The sequence below is a fragment of the Saliterribacillus persicus genome (genome assembly GCF_003337485.1).
In the GTDB taxonomy this organism is placed as follows: domain Bacteria; phylum Bacillota; class Bacilli; order Bacillales; family Amphibacillaceae; genus Saliterribacillus; species Saliterribacillus persicus.
In genome coordinates, this window is sequence record NZ_QPJJ01000002.1 from 306052 (window position 1) to 328489 (window position 22438).

The 22438-nt window shown below is 37.5% G+C and carries 23 protein-coding genes and 1 riboswitch; of the genes, 14 read left to right on the forward strand and 9 right to left on the reverse strand.

Going from position 1 to position 22438, the window contains the following annotated elements:
• The first annotated feature begins 4 nt into the window (after window positions 1-4).
• From DFR57_RS03565 to cntE, 5 genes are read left to right on the forward strand one after another with little or no spacing between them, the layout of a single operon-like run.
• A complete protein-coding gene (locus tag DFR57_RS03565) occupies window positions 5-976 on the forward strand; it encodes an ABC transporter permease (protein WP_114351774.1) in 972 nt (323 codons plus the stop codon).
• A 37-nt stretch (window positions 977-1013) separates the two neighbouring features.
• Complete coding sequence (locus DFR57_RS03570; protein WP_245937373.1) at window positions 1014-1793, forward strand: ABC transporter permease; 780 nt, start codon at window positions 1014-1016, stop codon at window positions 1791-1793.
• Between the two features lie 15 nt (window positions 1794-1808).
• On the forward strand, window positions 1809-3419 hold the full coding sequence (locus DFR57_RS03575; protein ID WP_114351776.1) for an ABC transporter ATP-binding protein: 1611 nt from the start codon (window positions 1809-1811) through the stop codon (window positions 3417-3419).
• Between the two features lie 19 nt (window positions 3420-3438).
• On the forward strand, window positions 3439-4578 hold the full coding sequence (locus DFR57_RS03580; RefSeq protein ID WP_114351777.1) for a cysteine synthase family protein: 1140 nt from the start codon (window positions 3439-3441) through the stop codon (window positions 4576-4578).
• A gap of 21 nt (window positions 4579-4599) precedes the next feature.
• On the forward strand, window positions 4600-5799 hold the full coding sequence (gene cntE, locus DFR57_RS03585) for a staphylopine family metallophore export MFS transporter CntE (RefSeq protein ID WP_114351778.1): 1200 nt from the start codon (window positions 4600-4602) through the stop codon (window positions 5797-5799).
• A 504-nt stretch (window positions 5800-6303) separates the two neighbouring features.
• On the opposite strand, the gene DFR57_RS03590 is transcribed toward cntE, so the two are convergent.
• Window positions 6304-7446, reverse strand: coding sequence for an IscS subfamily cysteine desulfurase (locus DFR57_RS03590; protein WP_114351779.1), 1143 nt, complete (start codon window positions 7444-7446; stop codon window positions 6304-6306).
• 106 nt (window positions 7447-7552) lie between these two features.
• Between DFR57_RS03590 and nadB the strand changes: the two genes are divergently transcribed.
• Entirely contained in the window at window positions 7553-9115 is a 1563-nt protein-coding gene (gene nadB / locus DFR57_RS03595; RefSeq protein WP_114351780.1) for an L-aspartate oxidase, read from the forward strand.
• A 134-nt stretch (window positions 9116-9249) separates the two neighbouring features.
• The gene (gene nadA / locus DFR57_RS03600; protein ID WP_114351781.1) at window positions 9250-10356 is read left to right on the forward strand and encodes a quinolinate synthase NadA; all 1107 of its coding nucleotides are present in this window, start codon (window positions 9250-9252) and stop codon (window positions 10354-10356) included.
• A gap of 291 nt (window positions 10357-10647) precedes the next feature.
• Here nadA and DFR57_RS03605 read toward each other — a convergent pair whose 3' ends face one another.
• From DFR57_RS03605 to DFR57_RS03615, 3 genes are all read right to left on the reverse strand, one after another.
• Window positions 10648-11634, reverse strand: coding sequence for an HNH endonuclease domain-containing protein (locus DFR57_RS03605; protein ID WP_114351782.1), 987 nt, complete (start codon window positions 11632-11634; stop codon window positions 10648-10650).
• A 35-nt stretch (window positions 11635-11669) separates the two neighbouring features.
• Complete coding sequence (locus tag DFR57_RS03610) at window positions 11670-11996, reverse strand: nucleoside triphosphate pyrophosphohydrolase (protein WP_114351783.1); 327 nt, start codon at window positions 11994-11996, stop codon at window positions 11670-11672.
• Window positions 11997-12159: 163 nt separating this feature from the next.
• Window positions 12160-13056, reverse strand: a complete 897-nt coding sequence (locus tag DFR57_RS03615) for a glycerol kinase (RefSeq protein WP_114351784.1) — start codon at window positions 13054-13056, stop codon at window positions 12160-12162.
• A gap of 313 nt (window positions 13057-13369) precedes the next feature.
• On the opposite strand from DFR57_RS03615, the gene DFR57_RS03620 reads away from it, so the two are divergent.
• The 3 genes from DFR57_RS03620 to DFR57_RS03630 all read left to right on the forward strand — a co-directional run bounded on the left by DFR57_RS03620 (window position 13370) and on the right by DFR57_RS03630 (window position 15971).
• Window positions 13370-14368, forward strand: a complete 999-nt coding sequence (locus tag DFR57_RS03620; RefSeq protein WP_114351827.1) for a tRNA dihydrouridine synthase — start codon at window positions 13370-13372, stop codon at window positions 14366-14368.
• Between the two features lie 408 nt (window positions 14369-14776).
• On the forward strand, window positions 14777-15073 hold the full coding sequence (locus DFR57_RS03625) for a hypothetical protein (RefSeq protein ID WP_114351785.1): 297 nt from the start codon (window positions 14777-14779) through the stop codon (window positions 15071-15073).
• Window positions 15074-15184: 111 nt separating this feature from the next.
• Window positions 15185-15289: riboswitch (TPP riboswitch) on the forward strand.
• Between the two features lie 85 nt (window positions 15290-15374).
• Complete coding sequence (locus DFR57_RS03630; protein WP_114351786.1) at window positions 15375-15971, forward strand: YkoF family thiamine/hydroxymethylpyrimidine-binding protein; 597 nt, start codon at window positions 15375-15377, stop codon at window positions 15969-15971.
• A 114-nt stretch (window positions 15972-16085) separates the two neighbouring features.
• On the opposite strand, the gene map is transcribed toward DFR57_RS03630, so the two are convergent.
• Window positions 16086-16826, reverse strand: a complete 741-nt coding sequence (gene map, locus DFR57_RS03635) for a type I methionyl aminopeptidase (RefSeq protein WP_114351787.1) — start codon at window positions 16824-16826, stop codon at window positions 16086-16088.
• A 290-nt stretch (window positions 16827-17116) separates the two neighbouring features.
• On the opposite strand from map, the gene DFR57_RS03640 reads away from it, so the two are divergent.
• Window positions 17117-17719, forward strand: coding sequence for a DUF421 domain-containing protein (locus DFR57_RS03640; RefSeq protein WP_114351788.1), 603 nt, complete (start codon window positions 17117-17119; stop codon window positions 17717-17719).
• A 168-nt stretch (window positions 17720-17887) separates the two neighbouring features.
• Here DFR57_RS03640 and DFR57_RS03645 read toward each other — a convergent pair whose 3' ends face one another.
• Entirely contained in the window at window positions 17888-18298 is a 411-nt protein-coding gene (locus tag DFR57_RS03645; RefSeq protein ID WP_114351789.1) for an IDEAL domain-containing protein, read from the reverse strand.
• Between the two features lie 287 nt (window positions 18299-18585).
• Between DFR57_RS03645 and DFR57_RS03650 the strand changes: the two genes are divergently transcribed.
• Complete coding sequence (locus DFR57_RS03650) at window positions 18586-19047, forward strand: flavodoxin (protein ID WP_114351790.1); 462 nt, start codon at window positions 18586-18588, stop codon at window positions 19045-19047.
• Window positions 19048-19204: 157 nt separating this feature from the next.
• Here the strand turns inward: DFR57_RS03650 and DFR57_RS03655 are convergent, their stop codons facing one another.
• The 3 genes from DFR57_RS03655 to DFR57_RS03665 all read right to left on the reverse strand — a co-directional run bounded on the left by DFR57_RS03655 (window position 19205) and on the right by DFR57_RS03665 (window position 21868).
• Window positions 19205-19900, reverse strand: a complete 696-nt coding sequence (locus DFR57_RS03655) for an ABC transporter permease (RefSeq protein WP_114351791.1) — start codon at window positions 19898-19900, stop codon at window positions 19205-19207.
• Window positions 19900-20748 (reverse strand): ABC transporter ATP-binding protein, encoded by an 849-nt coding sequence (locus DFR57_RS03660; RefSeq protein WP_114351792.1) that lies wholly within the window; start codon window positions 20746-20748, stop codon window positions 19900-19902. Before DFR57_RS03660 ends, DFR57_RS03655 begins: the two co-directional genes overlap by 1 nt.
• A 163-nt stretch (window positions 20749-20911) precedes the next feature.
• Window positions 20912-21868, reverse strand: a complete 957-nt coding sequence (locus tag DFR57_RS03665; RefSeq protein WP_114351793.1) for a response regulator transcription factor — start codon at window positions 21866-21868, stop codon at window positions 20912-20914.
• 153 nt (window positions 21869-22021) lie between these two features.
• Between DFR57_RS03665 and DFR57_RS18545 the strand changes: the two genes are divergently transcribed.
• Together DFR57_RS18545 and DFR57_RS03670 are read left to right on the forward strand one after the other, a co-directional pair.
• On the forward strand, window positions 22022-22144 hold the full coding sequence (locus DFR57_RS18545; protein ID WP_281270469.1) for a hypothetical protein: 123 nt from the start codon (window positions 22022-22024) through the stop codon (window positions 22142-22144).
• A 56-nt stretch (window positions 22145-22200) separates the two neighbouring features.
• Complete coding sequence (locus DFR57_RS03670; protein ID WP_114351794.1) at window positions 22201-22413, forward strand: hypothetical protein; 213 nt, start codon at window positions 22201-22203, stop codon at window positions 22411-22413.
• The last annotated feature ends 25 nt before the right edge of the window (window positions 22414-22438 follow it).

Genomic DNA, 22438 nt, shown 5'->3' on the forward strand with positions numbered 1-22438 from the left:
GCAAATGCTTCTCATATTTTCACGAAAGATACTAGAAGCCTTGCTCACACTCGGCTTGGCAACGTCCATATTGTTTATACTTATCCGCCTTGCTCCAGGTGATCCTGTAGCGATTATGATAGGACAGTCATCTGATGTTGCTTCAAGTAACACGGAGAGGTACGAACAGAAGCTCTTAGAACTACGGTCAGAATTTGGGCTAAATCAAACGATTTTCCAACAATATTTCATTTGGATGAAACAGCTGATACTTTTCGATTTAGGCGATTCTATTCACACCGGAAGAAGCGTAATGACAGAAATCGCTGATCGACTCCCTGCTACCATATTACTTTCGGTAGCTGCTCTATTTATTCAAATAGTTCTGGGGATTTTGCTAGGCGTTCTGTCAGCTTTAAAATTTGGGCGGTTTTTCGATCATTTAACCCGCTTCTTATGTGTTTTGTTTGCATCTACGCCTGGTTTTGTGATTGGACTGGTGCTTTTATCCACTTTTGCAGTCACCTTCAGCACTTACGAAATCAATACGGAGGCGAAGCTGTCACGTTTGTGGCTTCCTGCATTAACACTTGGAATGATCGGTGCACCTCAGTGGATACGTACCATAAGAGCAAACATGTTAACCGAATTTGGCCAGCCTTATATATCGTCAGCTGTTTCGCGAGGGTTAAAATATCGACGAATTGTCGAACACGCTTTTAAAAACACATTACTTCCTATTGTAACCATGACCGGCCTTTCCCTTACTACACTTATAAGTGGCGCAGTAGTCATCGAAAGTATATTTTCATGGCCTGGAATAGGAAAATACGCTTTAGACAGTATCCTGCTGAAAGATTACCCTGTGATTCAAGGTTATGCGTTGCTTATGATAGCGCTCGTCATTGTCATCCATCTGGTTATTGAAATAGTGTATTCCTTTATCGATCCAAGAATTCATCGAAAAGGAGAAGAAAATGTTAAAAAAGATTATTAACTTCAAAAAATCGACTTCATTTATCGCCGGCATTATTTTGCTGTGTATATTATTTATCTTAATCTTTGGAGCATCAATTATTTCTCCACTCGACCCTGTAGAACAAAATGCTGCAGAGCGATTGCAAAAGCCTAGCTTAGAGCATCCACTAGGAACAGATCGATTTGGTCGGGATATCTTAACACGGACTCTTTACGGGGGACAAAATACATTAATTTCATCTGTAGTTGCATTAAGCGTCGCTTTACTTATCGGATTATTTGTAGGGTTAGTAGCTGGGCTTTTTCATGGCACGCTTTTAGATGCTGTACTAATGAGAATCATCGATGTGCTGCTCGCCTTTCCATTTATGGTGCTTGCTATGATCGTTGCAGGGTTGTTTGGAACAAGTCTCTTTCATTTACTCATAGTGGTTGCTGCCGTATGGTGGGTCTCCTTTGCCCGTCTTGCTCGAAGCATCGCTTTGCAAGTGAAAAGCGAGACCTCCTTTGCAGCTGCACAAATACTTGGTGCATCACATCTTACGCTGATACTAAAAGAGTTGTTACCAAAGGCGGCAGGGCCAGTGTTAGTTTTTGCGACATTTGAACTGGGGACATTAATTTTGTCAATTTCTGCTCTGTCCTTTCTCGGGCTCGGTTCACAACCGCCCTCCCCGGAATGGGGTAGTATGCTTGCAGATGGGCGTGATCATTTTATGCAAACGCCACATATTTTGCTTGGCCCTTCCTTGTTTGTCATTTTGACTGTACTTGCATTTAACCTGATTGGAGAAGGACTGAGGGATCGACTAGATCCTTACGAAAAATTTGAGTGATAAGGGGAATGATTCATGCACGCTACAACCAATATGCTTTTTGAGGTTAAAGATCTAGAAGTGACTTACTTGCAGGGCGATCAGCGAGAACCTGTTTTAAAAGATGTATCGTTTTACATGGAACAAAACGAAACAGTGGCTTTATTAGGACAAAGCGGTTCAGGTAAATCGACATTGGCAAAAGCCATGACAGGTATGCTTCCTCACTCTGCGCGTGTCACCTCTGGGTCATTAACTATTGGAACGGAACAGGTAGCCAACTTAACGGATACATCTACACCATGGCAAAGGATCCGCGGGCGAAGGATTGCTATGCTCTATCAAGATCCGAGACAGGCATTGAATCCCTTAATGAAAATAAAAGACAATTTCAGAGAGCTGTTACAGGATCATCAACTAGCCTCCTCTCGGGATTATTTGCAGATCAGTGAACAATGGCTTTACGCTTTAAATTTCCAAGACGCTAAACGTGTACTGGAATGCTACCCTTTTCAACTTAGTGGCGGAATGTGTCAGCGTGTTTGTTTGGCACTAGCACTTTGTCTGAAGCCATCTGTTTTGATTGCAGATGAACCCACGTCTGCACTTGATATTGTCAACCAAAGAGAAGTTTTGGATGTGCTTAAAACTGTACAGAAACAGTACGGGCTTACACTTCTTATGATTACCCATGATCTTGCAGTAGCAAACTCGATTGGTGATCGCGTTCTTATATTAAATAAAGGAAAAATTGTAGAAGAAGGAAATACAAAAAAAGTATTTTCAAAACCCCAGGATTCCTACACCAAACAACTACTTTCGGCACGTTCACTCTTAAGTGAATCACCACAGCGTAAGTCAGTATCATTTCAAAGCAAACAAAAATTGTTAGAAATTAAAGGTCTCGAGAAACAATTTCAACAAAAACAAGTACTCACTAATATTGATTTAACACTCCACAGACATGAGATCATGGGTATTTTAGGTCAAAGTGGTTGTGGCAAATCTACGCTTGCTCGTTGCGTGATGGGACTAGAAACAATAAATAGTGGTCAGATGATGTATAAAGGAACTGATCTTTCAAAATTAAACAACAAAAAAAGACGTGCCATGAGTAAGCATATTCAACTAGTCTTTCAAGAAGCAAGAGGCAGCCTTCACCCTGGGCGGACCGCTTTACAAATTGTAATGGAGCCCTTGCACTATTTGCATTTGGGAAATCGAAAGGAACGTCAATCATTGGCAGAAGCTTTCTTAAAAGAAGTCGGTATTTCATCGGATATGCACGCAAGAAAGCCTCCTCAGCTTAGTACCGGACAGTGTCAACGAATCGCTATCGCGCGGGCGCTCGTACTTAGACCAGAAGTTCTTATTTGTGACGAAGCAGTTTCAGCCCTTGACATGCATGTACAGGCACAAATTTTAAAGCTACTTCAGCAGCTTCATCAAAAATTCGAATTTGCTATTTTAATGATTTCCCATGATATTCGAGTGCTACGCAGTTTTTGCCACACTATTGCCGTTATTGATCAAGGACGTTTTTGTGAAGTTAGACCCGCAAATGCACTTGAGAAAGAAAGTAAAAACGCTTATACGAAAAAGCTTTTTCACAGTGCTTTAGAAATGGAAAAAGGACTTTCACTTTAGATGACGGAGGGATCATTTAATGATACACAATATACTGGAAACAATTGGTGAAACACCGTTAATCACGATTCCAAATAGTAATACAGCAGATGAAGGTAGAATCCTACTCAAGTATGAGCGCTTTAACCCCGGAGGTAGCATAAAGGATCGTCCTGCCCTGTATATTATTCAGGAAGCGGAAAGAAAAGGACTTCTCAAGCCAGGTGGAACCATTATAGAGTCCTCCAGTGGTAACTTCGGGATTTCCTTAGCAATGATTGGTGCTGCTAGAGGATACCGTGTCATCATTCTAGCCGATCCCAAGACAACTAGTGCTAACATTTCCGTTTTGAAAGCCTTTGGAGCGGAAGTAATTATTGTTACAGAGAAGGATGATTCTGGAAGCTATCATAAAACGAGAATAACTCAAGCAAACAAGTTAGCTCAGGAAATTCCAAATGCATACCGCCCAGATCAATGCTTTAACCTATTAAATAGAGAGACGCACTATAAAAACACAGCACAGGAAATTATGCATGCATGTTCCGATAAAATTGCAGTTTTTATTACAGCAGTAAGCACAGGTGGCCAACTCGGTGGTATCTCAAAATATTTAAAAACCTTTGCACCCCACGTCCATATTATTGGAGTAGATGCGGAAGGCTCAACGATATTTGGAGGTGAAGCGAAGTCATATAAAATTCCGGGTGTTGGATTAAGCTGGACCCCACTAAACCTAGATGTGAATTATGTGGATCGTATTTTTAAGGTGAAGGATGAGCACGCATTTATAGCGGCTAGAAGTATAGCTCGACATGAAGGTATTTTGATTGGACCTTCAAGCGGGGCTTGTGTGATGGTCGCACTTAAGGTGGCTCAAGAGCTAGGACCTGATAAACAAGTCGTCTGTATGGTTGCAGACGGCGGTGATCGCTATCTTTCCACCTTATTTAATGACGAGTGGATGAAAAAGCAACACTTCTCACTATCGGTCAATACAGAAATGGTAAGAGCTACAGCTAGCAAGCTTATACCATGGAGCGAAAATCCCCAAGGGTGTGCAAACTACCGAACAGATTTGATTAAATCACTTAATGTACCGAAGAGCACGCTGAAAATGAATCAGGAAACAGTAAATCGATCGCTTTTAAATCGAGAACGTTCAGAAATTATCGACTAAGTACCGGGAGGTTAATCGAAAATGACATCTAAACATGCATTTTCAGCTCCATTTTTAAAATTATATACCTTAACACTATTGTTTTTCAGCTCCAATGCAATGTTAACCGTAATCCTTCCTTTACAAAGCGAAAGACTCGGTGCAAGCAATGGTCATATTGGATTGATCATGGGTGCTTACATGTTTACCTGTATGTTCTTCCGACCTTATGCTGGATACCTCGTACATAAGCACGGTCCAGTGAGGGTACTCCGCATACTGCTAATTGTAAATGGATTTGCGCTATTGTTATATATACTTACTGGACTTGAAGGCTATCTTGCTGCAAGGGTATTGCAAGGAGTTTGCACCGCTTTTTTTTCGATGGCATTACAAATGGGAATTATCGACTCCCTGACTGAGGAACAACGCTCTCAAGGGCTTTCCCTCTATTCATTGTTTACATATTTTCCGTCTATCATTGGCCCAGTTTTCGCGATTGGAATATGGGAGTGGTCGGGAATGAACGGTTTTGCTGTTATTACTCTCGTAATTGCGCTAGTAACCGGATTATTCGGATTTAGTTTCCCAACTAATTCCATGCGACCGACAAATGGAGCTTCGTCAGAGCCTCCGAAAATGTTTGAAGCTTTGAAACTAGTTACTCGTCAACGTTCCCTGCAGCTCTGTAGCTTTTTAATGTTTACAGCATCGGTTCTGTTCGGTGCTGTTACCATTTACATACCATTATATTCCCTACAGATAACGGGTGGGAATGCTGGGATTTTCCTAATGATACAAGCCTTCATTATTGTTATTGTTCGGTTAATGTCTGGTAAACGTATTCCTTCCGATGGATTGTGGTATGCTGCATTTGTGGGAGGAATCTTTCTAATAGGAGCCGCTGGCGCCATGCTACTAGCTTTATCCCAATCGTGGGGGTTATTCGCCTTTTACAGTGCTGCGATATTAATTGGTATTGCTCAAGCTCTACTTTACCCTACTCTAGTATCTTATTTGACCTTTGTTCTTTCAGGAAGCTCTCGAAATGTACTGCTTGGATTGTTCATTGCGATGGCTGATTTAGGTATTTCTATGGGAGGAATGATGATGGGTCCCATTGCGGATCGATTCTCTTACTCTACGATGTACGCAACGGGCGCAACATTTTTAATTATTTCAGGATGCCTCGCTTTTTTAGGAGGTAAAATAAACAATACGATGGCCAGTGAAAAATTTTAAGCTTATCGCACAATGCGGTAGGTTTTTTTGTATAATCAATCATCCAAAAAAGCAGAAAAATACAAAATGATTGTTATGTATCTTATATTCACTCCAATAAGATCTGTCCCTATATACTATTTTCTGCTCATACCTTGACAACATTTTAAATAACATTTACATTTTTGTATAATGCATCTTATATTGTTAAAATTTGGAGGTAATCGTATCAAACAAAGAAAAACCTATCACATTTTAACAGGCATAATATTGCTATTGTTTATATCTTTACTGATAGTTCAGTATACTAATCCGGATTATAAAACATTAAAAGATGGCCTATGTATTATCGGTATTGTATTAGCTATCTACCAAGTAATATTAAATAGAAAAAATAAACAAAAATGAAGGAATTTTCGCATGGAATCAAATAGAGGCGCAAAGTTTAATTTTTCTACTCTCGTAAGTACTTATAAAAAGATACTACAAATATTTTTCACGCACGCATCTTATTCCTTTTAAAAATCAATCTTTAGCATGCAACCGCTTCGTAATCTCTGTGATAGCCTCCCCTAATTTCTCTACGTCCTCAAGGCTTGTTCCATGACCAAACGATATACGAAAAAAACCTTTCGCATCTTCTGCCTCTACCCCTAACGCATTCATAATTTTCGCTGGTTTCTGCATTCCCGCTTGGCAAGCGCTCCCGGTTGAAATTGCATAACCAAGGCGATTTGCTTCTAGCATCATCCACTGACCTTCCACTCCCTTTACACGCATACCAATAATAGAAGGTAATTGATTCGTTTGATCCGCTTGATAAATAACGACTTGATTATTTATTGGCTGTAGCTTCTCTATAAATGTATGGCGGAATTGAACAAATTTCTCTTCATCTATCCTTTGCCTGTTCACTATTTTCTTTGCCGCCTCGGTCATCGCTGCAATAGCTGGTACATTTAAGGTTCCAGGGCGAAAGCCTTTTTCGTGTGTCGTTTCTGGGAAAAAGGCGCGCCACGCTATTTTAGGATCCACATATGCCATGCCAATTCCTTTTGGACCATAGATTTTATGAGCCGAGATAGAGCAACTGCTCACCCAAGGCGTCACATTCCTTACATCTATTTTTCCAAATGATTGAACCATGTCACTATGTAACAAAATATCATGTTCACGACAAACTCTCCCGATTTCTTCAATCGGTTGGATCGTTCCAATTTCAGAGTTTACATGTTGAATCACAACCAAGACTGTTTCAGGCATGATTGCATTTATAAACCTATCCATATCTATAAATCCAGAAGGCTTTAATGGAAGATACGTGATCGTAAAACCATCTGCTTCTAACCTTTTTGCTATCCCGTGAATAGATGAATGCTCAGCCATTCCTATAATAATATGTTTACCTTTTTTCATTGAAGCAGATAAGAGTGCTTCCATACATAAGAAGTTCGCCTCTGAGCCCCCACTTGTAAAGAACAAACCTTCCTTAGATATTCCCATTAGCTCTGTTAATATCGCGCGACAGTTCTCTAACAAATTATTTGAAACGTAACCAATATCATGTAAACTGCTCGCATTTCCAAAGTGATCTGTAGCCACCTTTGTGTATACTTCTGCAGCATCAAGATCAAGTGGTGTAGTAGCAGCAAAATCAAAATATTTCATCCTTGGCCTCCAATATCAATTTTTTTAGGAGAAAGTCTTGTTTTTAGTTTAGTTCTATGTAAATATAGATGTCAAGACACTTGTAAAGTTAGGGGGTAAAGTTACGATGCGAAAGACAGATGTTTTAATAATTGGAAGTGGAATTGCAGCCTTACAGCTAGCAGCTCATTTACGTACGGATATAAATGTGAAGATTATAACAAAGTCAAAGCTTAGAATGACTAACTCATATCTTGCTCAAGGTGGGATTGCTGCTGCATTAAGTGCCAAGGACCATACCTCTAAGCACCTTACCGATACACTTGAAGCCGGTAGAAATCACAATAATATTGATACTGTTCGGCGAATTCTTTCTGATGCACCTGGATTAATCAATGAAATGTTTGCTCGTGGCAGAGTCTTTGATCATGATCCGCAGGGGAATTTATTGCTGGGAATGGAAGGTGCTCATAGTGTACCAAGGATCGTTCGTAGTGGCGGTGACGCCACAGGAAAATATGTCAGTGAATATTTAATTGATAATTTACCTCCTAATATAACGGTAGAAGAAGATATATTTGTTTATGAATTACTTGTTAACACAGAGAACAATCGTTGTATTGGTGTAAAAGGGAAACGAAAAGATAACAGTACTTCCCTTTTTCATGCGAATCATACCATTCTAGCAACTGGTGGCTGTGGCCAATTATATAGCTATACCTCTAATGCAGAAACTGCTTGTGGAGACGGCATTGCTTTAGCATACCGTGCCGGGGCAGAATTAATCGATATGGAATTCATTCAATTTCACCCTACGCTTTTATATATAAATGGAGAAACAAAAGGACTTATCTCGGAGGCTGTAAGAGGAGAAGGCGCTATTTTAGTGACGGACGAAAGACTTCCAATTATGGAAGGCGTTCACCCTTCTAAAGACCTCGCGCCGCGTCATATCGTCTCACAGACAATCTATAACTATTTGAAACAAGGCCAGCGTATTTATTTAGATATTAGCACCATTAAAGAGTTCACTAGCCGCTTCCCTACGATTTCAGCAAATTGCGCAAAAAATGGAATTGACCTTTCGTTAGGGAAAATTCCTGTTGCTCCAGGAAGCCATTTTCTAATGGGGGGAGTAAAAACAGATATAACCGGTCGTACAAACATAGAGAGACTCTATGCCATTGGTGAAACAGCATGCACAGGATTACATGGCGCGAATCGTCTTGCCAGTAATTCGCTATTAGAGGGATTATATCAGGGTAAAAAGCTAGCGGAATCGCTTAATATGTTTTCTAGTAAACACGAATTATATGAATCTCATGAGGCTCACACAACGCCTAGTGAGCGACCAATGGAACTACCCAATCTCGAGGAGATTAAAGCTTCCATGATGGAACGTGTTGGGATTGTTCGAAATAGCTTTTTACTACACACGCAGAAAAATTGGTTAGAGCAGTTTAAAGTGGATCAAATAAATAATTTAGATACTTATTCAATAGAAGATATCACCAAGATTTTTATGCTGATCAATGCAAGTTGCATTACCGATTCAGCTATAGCGCGCAAAGAAAGCCGAGGAGGACATTTTAGAAGTGACTATCCGTTTGAAGATGATAAAAAATGGTTAGGCAGATCGATTAAACAAATCAAACATATAGAAAGAGAGAAAGATCATGCACCAGTTTAAGGACCAATCATTACTTATGAAGTGCCACTAGCGCATTTATCAGCCTAGGAACTAAATATATCTCGGATTTTAACTCATTAGTACAAAGCGTTGAATATAAGGATAAAATTTTTCACACCAAAGGAGAAATATAGATGAGTATTTTAAGTACATTACAAGAGCAAATCATAATCCCGGATCATTACCTTCAGCTATCTCAAGAGGAATTAGAGACAAAAGTAGCTGAGGCTAAAAAAAGATTAGGCTCTAGATTATTTATCCCGGGTCATCATTATCAAAAGGATGAAGTGATTCAGTTTGCGGATACCACTGGTGACTCCCTGAAGTTGGCTCAGGTTTCTGGAGAAAATACAGAAGCAGAGTTTATTGTTTTTTGCGGCGTTCATTTTATGGCAGAAACAGCAGATATTTTAACAACGGAAAAGCAAAAAGTATTTTTACCCGATATGCGTGCAGGGTGCTCGATGGCTGACATGGCGGATATCGATCAAACTGAAAGAGCCTGGACTAAATTACAGGAAATATTCGGAGACACCATTCTACCATTAACCTATGTGAATTCTACTGCAGCAATAAAATCGTTCGTTGGTGAAAATAAAGGTACAACTGTAACTTCCTCCAATGCTGAGACAATGGTAAAGTGGGCATTCAACCAAAAAGAAAGAATCCTCTTCTTACCTGATCAACATTTAGGACGTAATACAGCATACAACCTTGGTGTCGGTTTGGATGAAATGGCTGTTTGGAACCCGATAACTGACACGTTAGAATATGACGGAGACTATTCAAAGGTTAAGGTGATTCTTTGGAAGGGTCATTGTTCCGTTCATGAGAACTTTACCGTAAAGAATATTCAGGAAGTGCGCAAGTCCTATCCAGATATGTCGATCATTGTCCATCCGGAGTGTAGAAGAGAAGTCGTGGAGCTATCTGACGCGGCGGGCTCCACCAATTACATTATTAATGCGATTGAAAAGTCTGAGCCTGGATCTTCATGGGCGATTGGAACCGAAATGAATTTAGTTAAACGGATCATTCAATCCCATCCAGATAAGCATATCATTTCACTGAACCCACATATGTGTCCTTGCTTAACGATGAACCGGATAGACTTACCGCATCTAGCATGGTGTCTAGATCGCATTGAGGCAGGAGAGGATGCCAACATTATTAAAGTGGAAGATAACATTGCCAATAACGCCAAACTAGCGCTTGAACGCATGCTCACTTTTAATAATTAATTAGGATTCCTATATTGTAGGAACTTAAAGTATATATTTTTTGATTTAAAATGATGTACTCTAATAAATAAAGACCGTGGGCGAGGCCACTTAAAAAGTTTTGCCGATGTTTATAGAATGGTTGAAGGTAATGCTCCTTTTATATAATCTAAACTCTTGATTAACAAGCTTTAAAAAGATATATTGATTAATTTCGAGAAAATGTTTTTATCATAAAAGGAGCGCTTACCCTAGCCAGCATGCACTTTGATTAACCCTTTATAGATTATGTTTCTCATTTAACAATTCCATCTAACCCCGCTCCCATATCGTATCAAAACCATTTTTAATCGAATAATCGTACAACAGGATAATCTTCTTATCCTTATAATTTGTCATTAAGTTCATTACATTTTCCTCTTGCTTATCCACTAATTCTTCATTTCTATTTATGATATTATCCAAGTAATATTTTTTCGGTAACTTATCTCGTTTTGAGCTATTACAGGTATTACATGATAATACAAGATTCCAAAGTTGATCTGACTGAACAAAGGACCATGGAATGAAATGATCCACTTGAATCTGTCTCTTCCCATCTGGTAGTGCTTTACCACAATAGAAACAGCTCCGTTCAAAGTGGTTTAGTAAAATATTTTCAAATGGACGTAACGATGAACGTTTCGCAATGCTTTCCACTTTTCCAAGAAGATAGTTAATACTAGGAACTTCATTCAATTGTTCCATCATTGCTGCCATATGATAGTTAGTTAGATTTACAAGTAATCTCTGATATTTCAACATAAAACGATATACCGAAGGGTTTATTTTAAAGTATTCAGACTTGTGCTCGAAGGCGTAAAACTTCTCCCTCGTATCGCCATAAATTGCACCAAAGACATTTTCTTTCATTGTCTTTTTCACTTCTGTTATCAGCTTAACCTGTACATGTGCATTTAACTTATCGAAGCTAAAGTCTGAAGGAATTTGATGCCTCCATTGCATCTCTTTAATAATCGTTACCACTTTGGCTTTCTTGCCACGATTTTGGTTTTCCAAATTGTGTTTAACAATTAGGTTCCAATATATCTTGGCAAAGGCGTATGCGAGTTGATCATAGGTCAGCTCACACCTTTCGTTAACTTGGTATAAATTTTCGATTAAGGATTTAATTAGAGCATACTTGTAGGTGGAAGACTTAACTGATTTGCTAGATAAAACAATCGTAAAGATACGCCATATTTCTTCATCCGTTAAATATCCTTCTTTTAGTTCCCCAATTTTTAATTTATAACTCATACACATACCACCAGAGGATTTCCTTGCAAGCTTTCCTAGTCATCCTCTACCTCTATTAGAAATATCTTATCGTTGAATCCTCCGCGTTTTTCTTTCTTTTGCTGGCGAATCTCTTCCACATCTTCCATCGAAGAACCATGTGTTTTAGTTATGGCATACACCACTTCCAAAAGATCAGCTAATTCCTCTAGACTCTCTTGATCATTTTCTGCAGATAAATACTCCTCTATTTCTTCGCCAAGCTTTGTTCGTAAGGCTGCTTTATAATCATCAGTATCTAGAACCTTTGTAGAATATTGCTTCCCCGCTTTCTCAATGATCTGTGGAATGAAATCTCTTACTAATTTATTGTATGTAGGCAAAGAGCTCTTCCTTTCTGAACGAGATACTTATCATAAAGTGCTATAATCGCTTTACATAACGGTAAAATCTTCATTTCATTTAGGGTGCAGAATGGACACATCATAAATTTATTTCTCCTATTTTTTAAACTATTATTAGGATATAACCTACATTCTTATAATTCTAATACGCCTGTATTCCAAATTTCAGTAATTTCTTAGGTAATATATCGTCCAAATTCTGAATGTCAGCGTCCTGTAACTCAATTAAATTAAACCCATACTTTTCATAGATTTTTAACTTTTCTTGTTTTCTCGCTGCATATTTCGGATCATTTTCTAATCCCCAATATTCTATGTACACCTTACCAACAGGTAAATAAAAATCCGTATAAACATCTTCTTCAACTGGTAATTTTCTTTCATAAGCATGGACAATTTCAGACATGTATAACCAATTATCAATTAGCATTTCAGCTCTTGAACGCACGTAGTGACCATCTGCCGATCTATGCTTTGCCTCAAATTTATCTCTAAATCCTAAACTGTTGTCTGTATCAGCTGCTTTGTTTTCTTCAGGTTCATTTCCCTGCAATTCATTCATCGTTTCTACTAATCTTTTATTATGTAAAATACTTTCCGGCCAGTTAACATATGGTACTCCAGTTCTATCATATTCTAATTGTTTACCACCAATACTCAATCCCAGTTTTGTAACTGTCCATCCTTTTATAGCTTTCTGAATAAAACCTAACTCAGATAAAATGGGATTCATTTTTAATTTAGATACACCAAAGTGATTACTTAACGCCGTTGCGTTTAGCAGTACTTCATTATTGGTAGTTGTAAATATTTCGTTTTCTTTAATATTTTCATTCCACGCTATGTATTCGCCTACTTTTGGATGCTTCTTTAAAGTTCCACCTGTTTTTTCTCCTTTTTCAGTCAAAACCCAGTTATTTTCTACTCGTTTAATTAATCCATCCTTTAGTAAAATTTGAAATACTTCTTTGACGTTCATTTTTAATTCTTTAGATAGAGCTGTTGTAGAAAGATATTTAATCTTATCGCTAGTTTTCATAGAATCACTCCTATTTTTATCTAATTATCAATATTTAGATCTCTGTAATAATATTTTACCAGATTTTTACGTAAAGTGAATAAAAAATAGTCTTTTATTACCATTAAAATTGTAAAATATATAAGAACTGATGGAAGATACTTCACATTTATACTTTTTATACACACAAACAAAACATCTCGTTCCCTTGCACTTTTCTTTTGATACTATTAAAATATATTAGTTGAAATCCAATTTATCTCGTTATGGATATAACAGAAATATTTTTATTATAGGAACATATTTACCTTTAAGGGAAGGGTTTAGATATATGATGAAAGATAATTTTTGGCACGAGTTGCCGCGACCGTTTTTTGTTCTTGCACCGATGGAAAGCGTGACGGATGTTGCTTTTCGCCATGTCGTGAGTGAAGCTGCGAGACCTGACGTGTTTTTTACAGAATTTACGAATACAGAAAGCTACTGTCATCCGAATGGAAAAGAGAGTGTACGGGGGCGTTTGACCTTCACAGAAGATGAACAGCCAATCGTGGCTCACATTTGGGGAGACAAGCCCGAATACTTCCGACAAATGAGTATCGGGATGGCAGAAATGGGTTATCGCGGAGTTGATATTAATATGGGCTGTCCTGCACCAAACGTAGCAGCAGGGGGAAAAGGCTGTGGCCTGATTCGCCGCCCGGATGTCGCAGCAGAGCTCATCCAGGCAGCAAAAGCTGGTGGATTACCCGTTAGTGTGAAAACCCGCCTCGGCTATACAAAAGTGGATGAATGGCACAGCTGGCTTAAGCACCTGCTCGAACAGGACATCGTCAACCTTACCATCCACCTTCGTACGAAAAAGGAAATGAGTAAAGTCGATGCACACTGGGAGTTGATACCAGAAATCAAGAAACTCCGGGATGAGGTAGCCCCTCACACCCTTCTAACTATCAATGGGGACATTCCTGACCGTCAGAAGGGCCTTGAGCTCGCTGAAAAGTATGGCATAGACGGCGTGATGATCGGCCGAGGCATCTTTCACAATCCATTTGCCTTTGAAAAAGAGAAAAGAGATCCAACCAGCGCAGAGCTGCTCGATCTCCTTCGCCTTCACCTTGATCTTCATGATAAATACTCTGAAGAGCTGGAGCCAAGACTTTTCAAACCGCTACGTCGCTTCTTCAAGATTTACGTCCGCGGATTCCGCGGTGCTGGTGAGTTGAGAAATAAGCTGATGGAGACAGAATCTACTGATGAAGTACGTGCTCTGCTTGATGAATTTTCAGAGAAAAATGGCGTGAATGAACAGAACGGTTTTTCTGTTTCATAAGTTAGTCACGTTTCGTTTGAATCGAAACATTTTTAAATTAACAGGAGAGGAGAGCCGTTCGTGCTTTCCTCTCTTTTTGTTAGGCACTGTTAAAGTTAATTGTTGATAATTGAATTTATAAGAACAAGGGAAGATTCAACGAAGTTGCGCCTAGATACTTGGATCATTACATTAATTGGTTTCAAGTTTTGGAACACATTCAACATCATATAAATCTCTTCACTATGAATAGCTTGATTACTAAAATGAACGAAATACAAAATATGGTAAATCATGATACACTGAAGTTATTTAGTTTTACGATATAAATATCATTTCTTATTTTGGTCAGGGTACAGTATGAATCCTATATATAGAGAATAAACAACATGTAGATTTGTGTTCAAATTTTAAAAAGGGGGAGATTTTTTGGAGAAGATATTTGTAACAACTTGCAGTTGGTTAGGATTTATTCTTTTAATCCTCTGTATATCCAGTGCTTTCCTTAATATATCTGTGTTTGGATCAAATTTCATAGTTGTGTATGGTTTTAGTTTTTTAGGTTTTATTTTTGGGCTTATGGGATGGATACTTCAAAGGTTTAATAAACTGAGTTCAGTAACTAAAATAGTAGGTAAGATTGGTTTTTATGGTAATTTAGTAATTGTTTTTCTGTTTTTTCCTCCAATTTCCCACTTTTGGGGGACTTTGATTTTTGGCCCATAACATTGCGGGTTAATCTACAAACGGACTGCTTAAGAGAGAATAATTTAAACATCGAGCTTTACAAGCTTACAAGATTTTATTACGATAATAAGTGAAGATAATTATATAACGAAGTTGTACTAGGGGAGCCTGAAATGGCTGAGAGGAACGATAATGTTTTGACCCTTGGAACCCGATCTAGATAATACTAGCGTGGGGAAGTGCAGTCGAACAATTTGTATGAACATTTATTTGATACAAAAACCTTGGCTGCATTCCCTCGGGAATGCAGCTTTTTATATGTAGAAGGAGGAGAATATATATGAGTAATTTTGTTTGTGGTAGTAATCGTATAGCAGGATGTAGTTTTTCTATTCATCCTATGAGTGATGAATTTGTAGACATCATTACACAAGCATTAAACAATGTAGATACTTCGAAGGTCTGGATGCAAACAGATGATGTTAGCACATTAGTAAGAGGTAGAATTCCACATATTTTTGATGTAACAAAAGCAATTTATCTTCATGCTGCTAAGACAGGTGTTCATGTGACATTTGAAGCAACTTACTCCGTTGGTTGTCCAGGCGATACTACAGGGGATGTGTTTATGGCTGAAGATGACGTCGTTCTAAATAAAGACAGCGTTGATTCAATAAAACAAGAAGCCGCTACTAAATTTGCTTTATACCCATTAGGTGGTGGCGAATACATGGATCAAATCTATGCACAAATTGAAGCCATGAAAGATCATGGGGTTGAAGTTAGTGGCACCCATTATGCCACTCGATTAGACGGGGAAGCTGTAAATATATTTAACGGATTAGAAAAGGTATTTATTGATATGGAAGAAAGCGGGTCTTCTCATACTGTGATGACTGTATCAATGTCAGCAAATAGCCCATCAACGAAAAAATAATGATTTAGAACAAAAAGGAATTTCAAAAATAAAAAAGCCTAATCTCTTCCTATTTCTAGTGAAGGATTAGGCTTTTAGTATTCAAAATCGTGTTCAATTGTGGTATTAGTTCTCTTACAATGTAGTAATAATTGGTCCTTCCTTTGTAAGAATAATCGTATGTTCATATTGAGCCACATGGCTCTCATCGGTTAGAAAGGTCCATCCATCATCAGATTGGTAAACCTCCTCTTCAAATGAAGAGATAAAGGGTTCAAAAGCAATTACTAAGCCATCTTTTAAAATTTCATCATCCCAGCGTGAGAAGAAATTGAAAATATGATCTGGAGCTTCATGAATCGAGCGTCCAACCCCGTGTCCAGTAAGATTTTTGATGACAGTTAAGTCATTCTTTTTCGCAACATTGTGGACAGCCTTTCCGAGAGCGCTTTTTTTCGAGCCTGGTTTTGCCTTCGCAAGTCCAGCTTCGAATGCTTCTTTAGCAACGTCACATATTTTCTGTAAAATGTCCTCTCCATTCCCAACAACAAAGGAAATTCCAGTATCTGCGAAATATCCATTTTTAGAACCTGAAACATCAATATTTACAAGGTCCCCCTCTTGAATAATCCGGTCACTCGGAATTCCGTGTGCTACTTCTTCATTTATGCTAATACACGTATACCCTGGAAAATCATATACTCCTTTTGGGGCAGATTGAGCTCCTGCTTTTTCAAACATCTCAGCCGCAATTTGATCGATTTCCTTTGTAGTAATTCCAGGTTTCGTGCTTTGAACTAATTTATCTCGAATTTCACCACAAATTTTACCAATTTCTTTTAATCCATTAAAATCCTCTTCAGTCTTTGCAATCATCGTGTTTCCTCGCTTTTTAAAGTATTGTATGATTATCATTCTATCATAACCAGTTCTAGACTGTGCTCAAATCAATTCCCCTTAATAAATAATGGAGGGAAAGTAATTGTGCCTCCGTGGCAGAAAGCTATATAACAATCCTATTATTTAGACTAGAAAAAAATAATTAAAATTAGAATTTACCTAGGAAGTTTTTTATTACCATCTTTTGAGGAATAAAGTATAGAATATCATCCACAATAAACAATAACTGATACAATACTGCTGTACGTCTGAAGAGAGGGTTGTTTATGGATTTAAACTTTATATGGAAAGCTATTGTCATCGTAATAGGAGGCGTCCTTATTTTACGGTTGGCTGGAAGAAAATCAATCTCACAGCTCACTGTTGCTCAGACTGTCATGATGGTAGCTGTTGGTTCATTGATTATTCAACCTGTTGGCGACAGAAACATTTGGATTACCATGATAATTACTTTTCTCATGGTGATCACACTTCTCTTTATTGAATATATCGTTATGAGATGGGACTCACTTGAGACTTTAATTTATGGAAAATCCGTTATTATAGTCGAAGATGGCAAACTGAAGGAAGACAATTTAAAGAAGCTAAGGTTAACGGTTGATATGCTTGAAGTGCGCCTGAGACAACAAAATATTCAAAATTTCGCTGATTTAAAATGGGCTACTTTAGAAGCGAATGGTCAAATAGGATATATGTTAAAATCTGATAAGCAATATGCTACGAAAGAGGATATTGCGATGCTGAAATCGCTGATCGAATCTAATCAGAGCTCTCCAAATAAAATAACCAATCCTAATGCGTCTGATAACCTTTTTACAGAAGTGAAAGATAGAAAGCATAACGAAAAACCTAAAGGTAATTTAGATTAAGTTTGTTAATGGAAAATTCCATCTGACCATGATGGCTTCCGTTTCTGAGCAAGAAAAAAGGGGTAAGTCTTTTCTCTAGAGACAAGCAAGATAACAAAATCCTTTGTGTACCTTCAAATGCCTTTTCTAAGTTAAATTCACCTTTAGGAAGGTGTGATTTTTCCACTCTTACATATAATTCAACGCACCAGCTTCAAGGTTCTTTTCCAGTTTCACCTTCAGCCTACTGACTTCAATTAATTGCGTTGAAAATAATTTGAACAGCGCTTCATCTTTATTATCTAGTGAGCGATCAACCTGAGCGTTTAAATAATTTATATTAAATTCGATATCATCTTTTAAAAGAATTTGCCCCGTTGTGTAATAGCGTTCCAAGTCGGTAAGAGCTATATAAAAATTATACTGATTATCAACTTCAACCATCATATACCACCCATTATTGGCTACATATTTTCGTTCATTTGTAACTCTAATGATATCTGCTTGTTCAATTCTTAATAATTCACTATGTATTGAACCTAGACAGAAACAATCAACTTTATGTGTGAAAGCTTTTACAGCAATAAAATCTTGATACATTTCATCACTCTCCTATAGTAGTTATAAATGTTAACGCTAAAACTGATGATAATATTTTTCTATGGACTTATGATAAGTTAGCGATTTTGACTAACCCCACATTGAGAATCGTTATCAATTAATTATAGTTGATAATTATTCTCAATGTCAACTCACTTTATCCCAATTACACACAAGTTTTTTTCTAACATTAAACTGTGTTCCTTTTTACAAGCATTTATTTAATTGACATTGATAATCATTTTCATTTAAAATAGAAAGTGAAGACAAAAAGGAGGGATCCTTACATGCCAAAAGTAATCATATTGTTCTGCAGTATGTCTGGAAATACGGAAGAAATAGCTGATATTATGGAAACAAATATTACCAACCATGGATTAGATGTAGAAAAAATTCAAATAGATATGGATGATTTTTTAATTACAGATTTACTTAACTACGAAGCAATACTCTTCGGAACATATACTTGGGGAGATGGCGATATTCCCTATGAGTTAGAGGATTTTTATGATGACATGGATGAGATTGATTTAACTGGGAAAGTTGTAGGGTTATTTGGGTCGTGTGATTCCATGTATCCTGATTATGGTGGAGCCATCGATACATTTGCAGAACGATTTAAAGAACGAGGAGCATCGAATGTTTTATATAATTTAAAAATAGAATTGTCTCCCGATCAAGATGACGTGGAACGGTGTCAAAAGTTTGCGGAAGACTTTGTGAAAGAACTTCATGCTTACGCTGAATAGTGATAATTTAAAAAAAATGCTCCAATGGTTCCTGTAGAAAACCATTGGAGCATTTTTTATTGAAAACTACTATCTACAAAAGACAGGCATTCGCTTTCTCTAAAAAAGAATGCGTTGCCTGCCTACTTAAAAATATTAAACGATTTTACACTTACAGTCAGTCATCGGTTCTTTCCTTTTTAAAACAGATATAAGTGAATAGTGCTGCACCAATCGTCCAAAGCGCAACAACACCTATTGGAACCCATGAATTGGTATCGTGCATGTTGATTAACTGCATGATAGGAAATGCATCCGCTACTTTAATAGCGATACTGTCTTCACCAAGGGCAAGGAATTCAATCATCGGCGTGAATCCAAATAAAAACATTACTGGCATGATGTAGGCAGACGTGGAAGCGATTGATTTCGCGAATAATCCTATACCAATACCAAGAAATAAAAAGAATAGAAATAATAGGACTAAGCCTATGATGGCCTGCGCGCTAAGAAAAGGCTCAATTCCCATTAGAAATAAAGAAATAGCTAATGAAACAGCCGTTATCAAAGCAACTACTAAACTTTTCCCTATAATGATGTCCATAAAAGAAGCAGGTGACAACATCAGGCCACGTAGTGTCTTCTTCTCATTTTCTTCCGCCATCATCGTCATCATCGAGCTTGATGTTACAGCGGAAAAGGTCACCCCTACGATTATATATAACATTGAGATAGGAATCTCTTCCCCATCGCCTAACCGGCTGTACATGATTGAAAGTAAGATAGGAGCGATTGGCATCATCAAAAGCATCATATTCTTCATAAAATCCTTTAAATCTTTTTCAAAAATGGCACCTATACGTTGTGTATGCATTATACCAGCTCCTTCCCAGTAATTTTTAAAAAGATCTGCCCAAGTGTGGGATTATCTGATTGGATTGATTTAACTTTTCCAGTTGCAATTAATTCCTTAATTTCATCTGCATTCTCGCGCTCATTTTCAATTACCAATCGCTTGTCATCAAATGTTTCCACATGAAAGGCATGCGTTGAATATTTGTACCGAAGTGCATTCGGGTTACCTAATTCCTGTATTCTACCTTTATCTAAAAAGGCGACACGGTCACATAATTTTGTTGCTTCTTCCATATCATGGGTCGTTATAAAAATAGTCGTTCCAGCTTCATTTAGTTTCTGCAATCCGCGATGGATATGTGCTATGTTTCCTGGATCCAATGCAGAGGTAGGTTCATCTAAAAATACAAGATCAGGTTTATGAATAAGTGCCTTCGCCAGTAAAACACGTTGCTTCATTCCTTTTGACAGCTTTGATACAGCTTTATTGCGCGCATCTTTCAAATTTACTTCCTCTAGCATTACATCAATTTGTTCTAAGGGTGCATCATACAACTTACAAAATAATTTCAAATTATCATATACGGTTAGTCGATCATACAAGGAACTATTATCAGATAAGATTCCAATTCTCGATTTAAAGTCAGGCGTTTTAAAAAAGGCTATATCGAAATCTAATACCTTTACATCACCTGATGTTTGTAAAAGTTCACCTGTTAAGATTTTTATGGTTGTTGTTTTGCCTGACCCACTCGGACCCAACAATCCAAAAATTTCACCTCGCTTCACATTGAAACTGACATCTTCAATGGCTGTATGTTGATTAAATACCTTCCTCAGCCCCGTAACTTTCATTGCATTTTCCAATGGAAATCCCCCTTTAGTAATATGACCTTATCGTATCCTGTATTGCTTACAAATGCAGTAATATCAAGGCGAGATGTACCAAAAAGAGACTTAAGTGTACCGATTTAATATTGAGTGAACCACTAAATAAGGAGCTTTATTCCACGTGAAAGCTGAACTGTATCTATTTCAGGTTAAACATATCTTGGATCCCTTGTATTTTCGTCCGCGATAACGGAATGGTTGACTTAATTTGGTTATCAATTCTGAGTGAGTATGTATTTTTTGACCATGTGATGATCTCACGTACCTTTTGTAAATTTACGATGTAGGATCGGTGACATCGATAAAATCCGTAAACCTCTAATTTCTTTTCAACTTCAGCCAGCGTCGAATCCAGTGTGAATGATTCATGATTGATAACAATCATCGCCTTCCCGTCCTGGCTTTCGATATAATCAATTTCCATCGGATCAAAAAGAATGACTTTATCATCTATCTTCGCTGGAATTTTGAACAATTTTGCTGTTGTTAGCGTGGAAGTTGGTTTGTCTTCAGGTGTAGTCTCATCCTTCTCCTCAGCATCTATTTCAATTTCATGCAGACCTTTTTCCTGCAAACGATAAGCAACATCGCTAAGAAGCAGCGCATGTTCAATATTAGATACTAAAATAAGTGCTGGCGTCTTGTCGTCTGCTATCTTTTTTAGCATGTTTATAAAGGTATTCATTGTCTTGATATCGACACCATGGATTGGCTCATGAAACACCTTTGGATACGTATCCATCATGAAATACTTTGCATAGTACACGCGGGCAATTTCAGATTGAGAGCACTTCCGTAATGGTTTGTTTGCACACAGTTGTAGCTCGAACAACACTAGAATTTCCGGTAGTGGCGTTTTGCACCCGAACCATTTATGGTAAAAAGTTATATTATCACCTACGGTCAAACGCTCATATAATCCTTCTGAACGGTCAAAAACGGTAATATCTCTATCATTAAGAAGCATATGTATTAACTCAGCTTGCATATCTGTATCACTGTAGATCGCAGTGGTATGTGATTCATTTAAATTAAGCGAAATAGGTGGTAATATCTCGCTTTTCATAGTTTCATATTCTAGTTTAAAACCTGTCATCTTACTAGCTCCTTTTTAACTGTATATTCCATGTATTAATTTACCATAGTATACCATTATAATTTCAATATACTTCTACAAAAACTGTTTGATCAATATCCAGAAGTTAAGAAAGTTCACAAAAAAATCCCTCTAGAATTAAGAGAGGAAATTTTGGTTCCAAAGATGAGTGATATTCCTTTTGAAGTAGATGAGGTCAGCTTAGAATATAAAGCACGCGAATCACGTGATTTACCATCCATCCGTATAAATTACAGAATTAAAGTGATTACTTAAGCATCTTACTTTTTAAATGGAAACAAGAAGATTTTGAAGTCAACGGTAGAGAGTTAATGAATTTAAATGATAATGTTATAGGTTATTATGAATTTATATTTGAAGAAATAATTTTAACATGGCAAAACCCAAATAAACAAAGTGAATTGTTCCATAAAGTGTCGTTTTTAACCTTTGAAAAAGACACTTACCAGAAAACCCAAAATGTTTATACAAAAAAAGATGCTGTCAAAATCGCGAATAAATTGATAGATAGTTATAAAGATTAATAATCAGAATTATAAGAGTTTAGGG

What these genes read in the sequence shown, in the direction of transcription:
- DFR57_RS03565 (WP_114351774.1), top strand. Translation starts at nt 5, where the DNA reads ATGCTTCTCATATTTTCACGAAAGATACTAGAAGCCTTGCTCACACTC.
- DFR57_RS03575 (WP_114351776.1), top strand. Translation starts at nt 1,809, where the DNA reads ATGCACGCTACAACCAATATGCTTTTTGAGGTTAAAGATCTAGAAGTG.
- DFR57_RS03580 (WP_114351777.1), top strand. Translation starts at nt 3,439, where the DNA reads ATGATACACAATATACTGGAAACAATTGGTGAAACACCGTTAATCACG.
- cntE (WP_114351778.1), top strand. Translation starts at nt 4,600, where the DNA reads ATGACATCTAAACATGCATTTTCAGCTCCATTTTTAAAATTATATACC.
- DFR57_RS03590 (WP_114351779.1), bottom strand. Translation starts at nt 7,446, where the DNA reads ATGAAATATTTTGATTTTGCTGCTACTACACCACTTGATCTTGATGCT.
- nadB (WP_114351780.1), top strand. Translation starts at nt 7,553, where the DNA reads ATGCGAAAGACAGATGTTTTAATAATTGGAAGTGGAATTGCAGCCTTA.
- nadA (WP_114351781.1), top strand. Translation starts at nt 9,250, where the DNA reads ATGAGTATTTTAAGTACATTACAAGAGCAAATCATAATCCCGGATCAT.
- DFR57_RS03605 (WP_114351782.1), bottom strand. Translation starts at nt 11,634, where the DNA reads ATGAGTTATAAATTAAAAATTGGGGAACTAAAAGAAGGATATTTAACG.
- DFR57_RS03615 (WP_114351784.1), bottom strand. Translation starts at nt 13,056, where the DNA reads ATGAAAACTAGCGATAAGATTAAATATCTTTCTACAACAGCTCTATCT.
- DFR57_RS03620 (WP_114351827.1), top strand. Translation starts at nt 13,370, where the DNA reads ATGAAAGATAATTTTTGGCACGAGTTGCCGCGACCGTTTTTTGTTCTT.
- DFR57_RS03630 (WP_114351786.1), top strand. Translation starts at nt 15,375, where the DNA reads ATGAGTAATTTTGTTTGTGGTAGTAATCGTATAGCAGGATGTAGTTTT.
- map (WP_114351787.1), bottom strand. Translation starts at nt 16,826, where the DNA reads ATGATTGCAAAGACTGAAGAGGATTTTAATGGATTAAAAGAAATTGGT.
- DFR57_RS03640 (WP_114351788.1), top strand. Translation starts at nt 17,117, where the DNA reads ATGGATTTAAACTTTATATGGAAAGCTATTGTCATCGTAATAGGAGGC.
- DFR57_RS03645 (WP_114351789.1), bottom strand. Translation starts at nt 18,298, where the DNA reads ATGTATCAAGATTTTATTGCTGTAAAAGCTTTCACACATAAAGTTGAT.
- DFR57_RS03650 (WP_114351790.1), top strand. Translation starts at nt 18,586, where the DNA reads ATGCCAAAAGTAATCATATTGTTCTGCAGTATGTCTGGAAATACGGAA.
- DFR57_RS03655 (WP_114351791.1), bottom strand. Translation starts at nt 19,900, where the DNA reads ATGCATACACAACGTATAGGTGCCATTTTTGAAAAAGATTTAAAGGAT.
- DFR57_RS03665 (WP_114351793.1), bottom strand. Translation starts at nt 21,868, where the DNA reads ATGACAGGTTTTAAACTAGAATATGAAACTATGAAAAGCGAGATATTA.
- DFR57_RS03670 (WP_114351794.1), top strand. Translation starts at nt 22,201, where the DNA reads ATGAATTTAAATGATAATGTTATAGGTTATTATGAATTTATATTTGAA.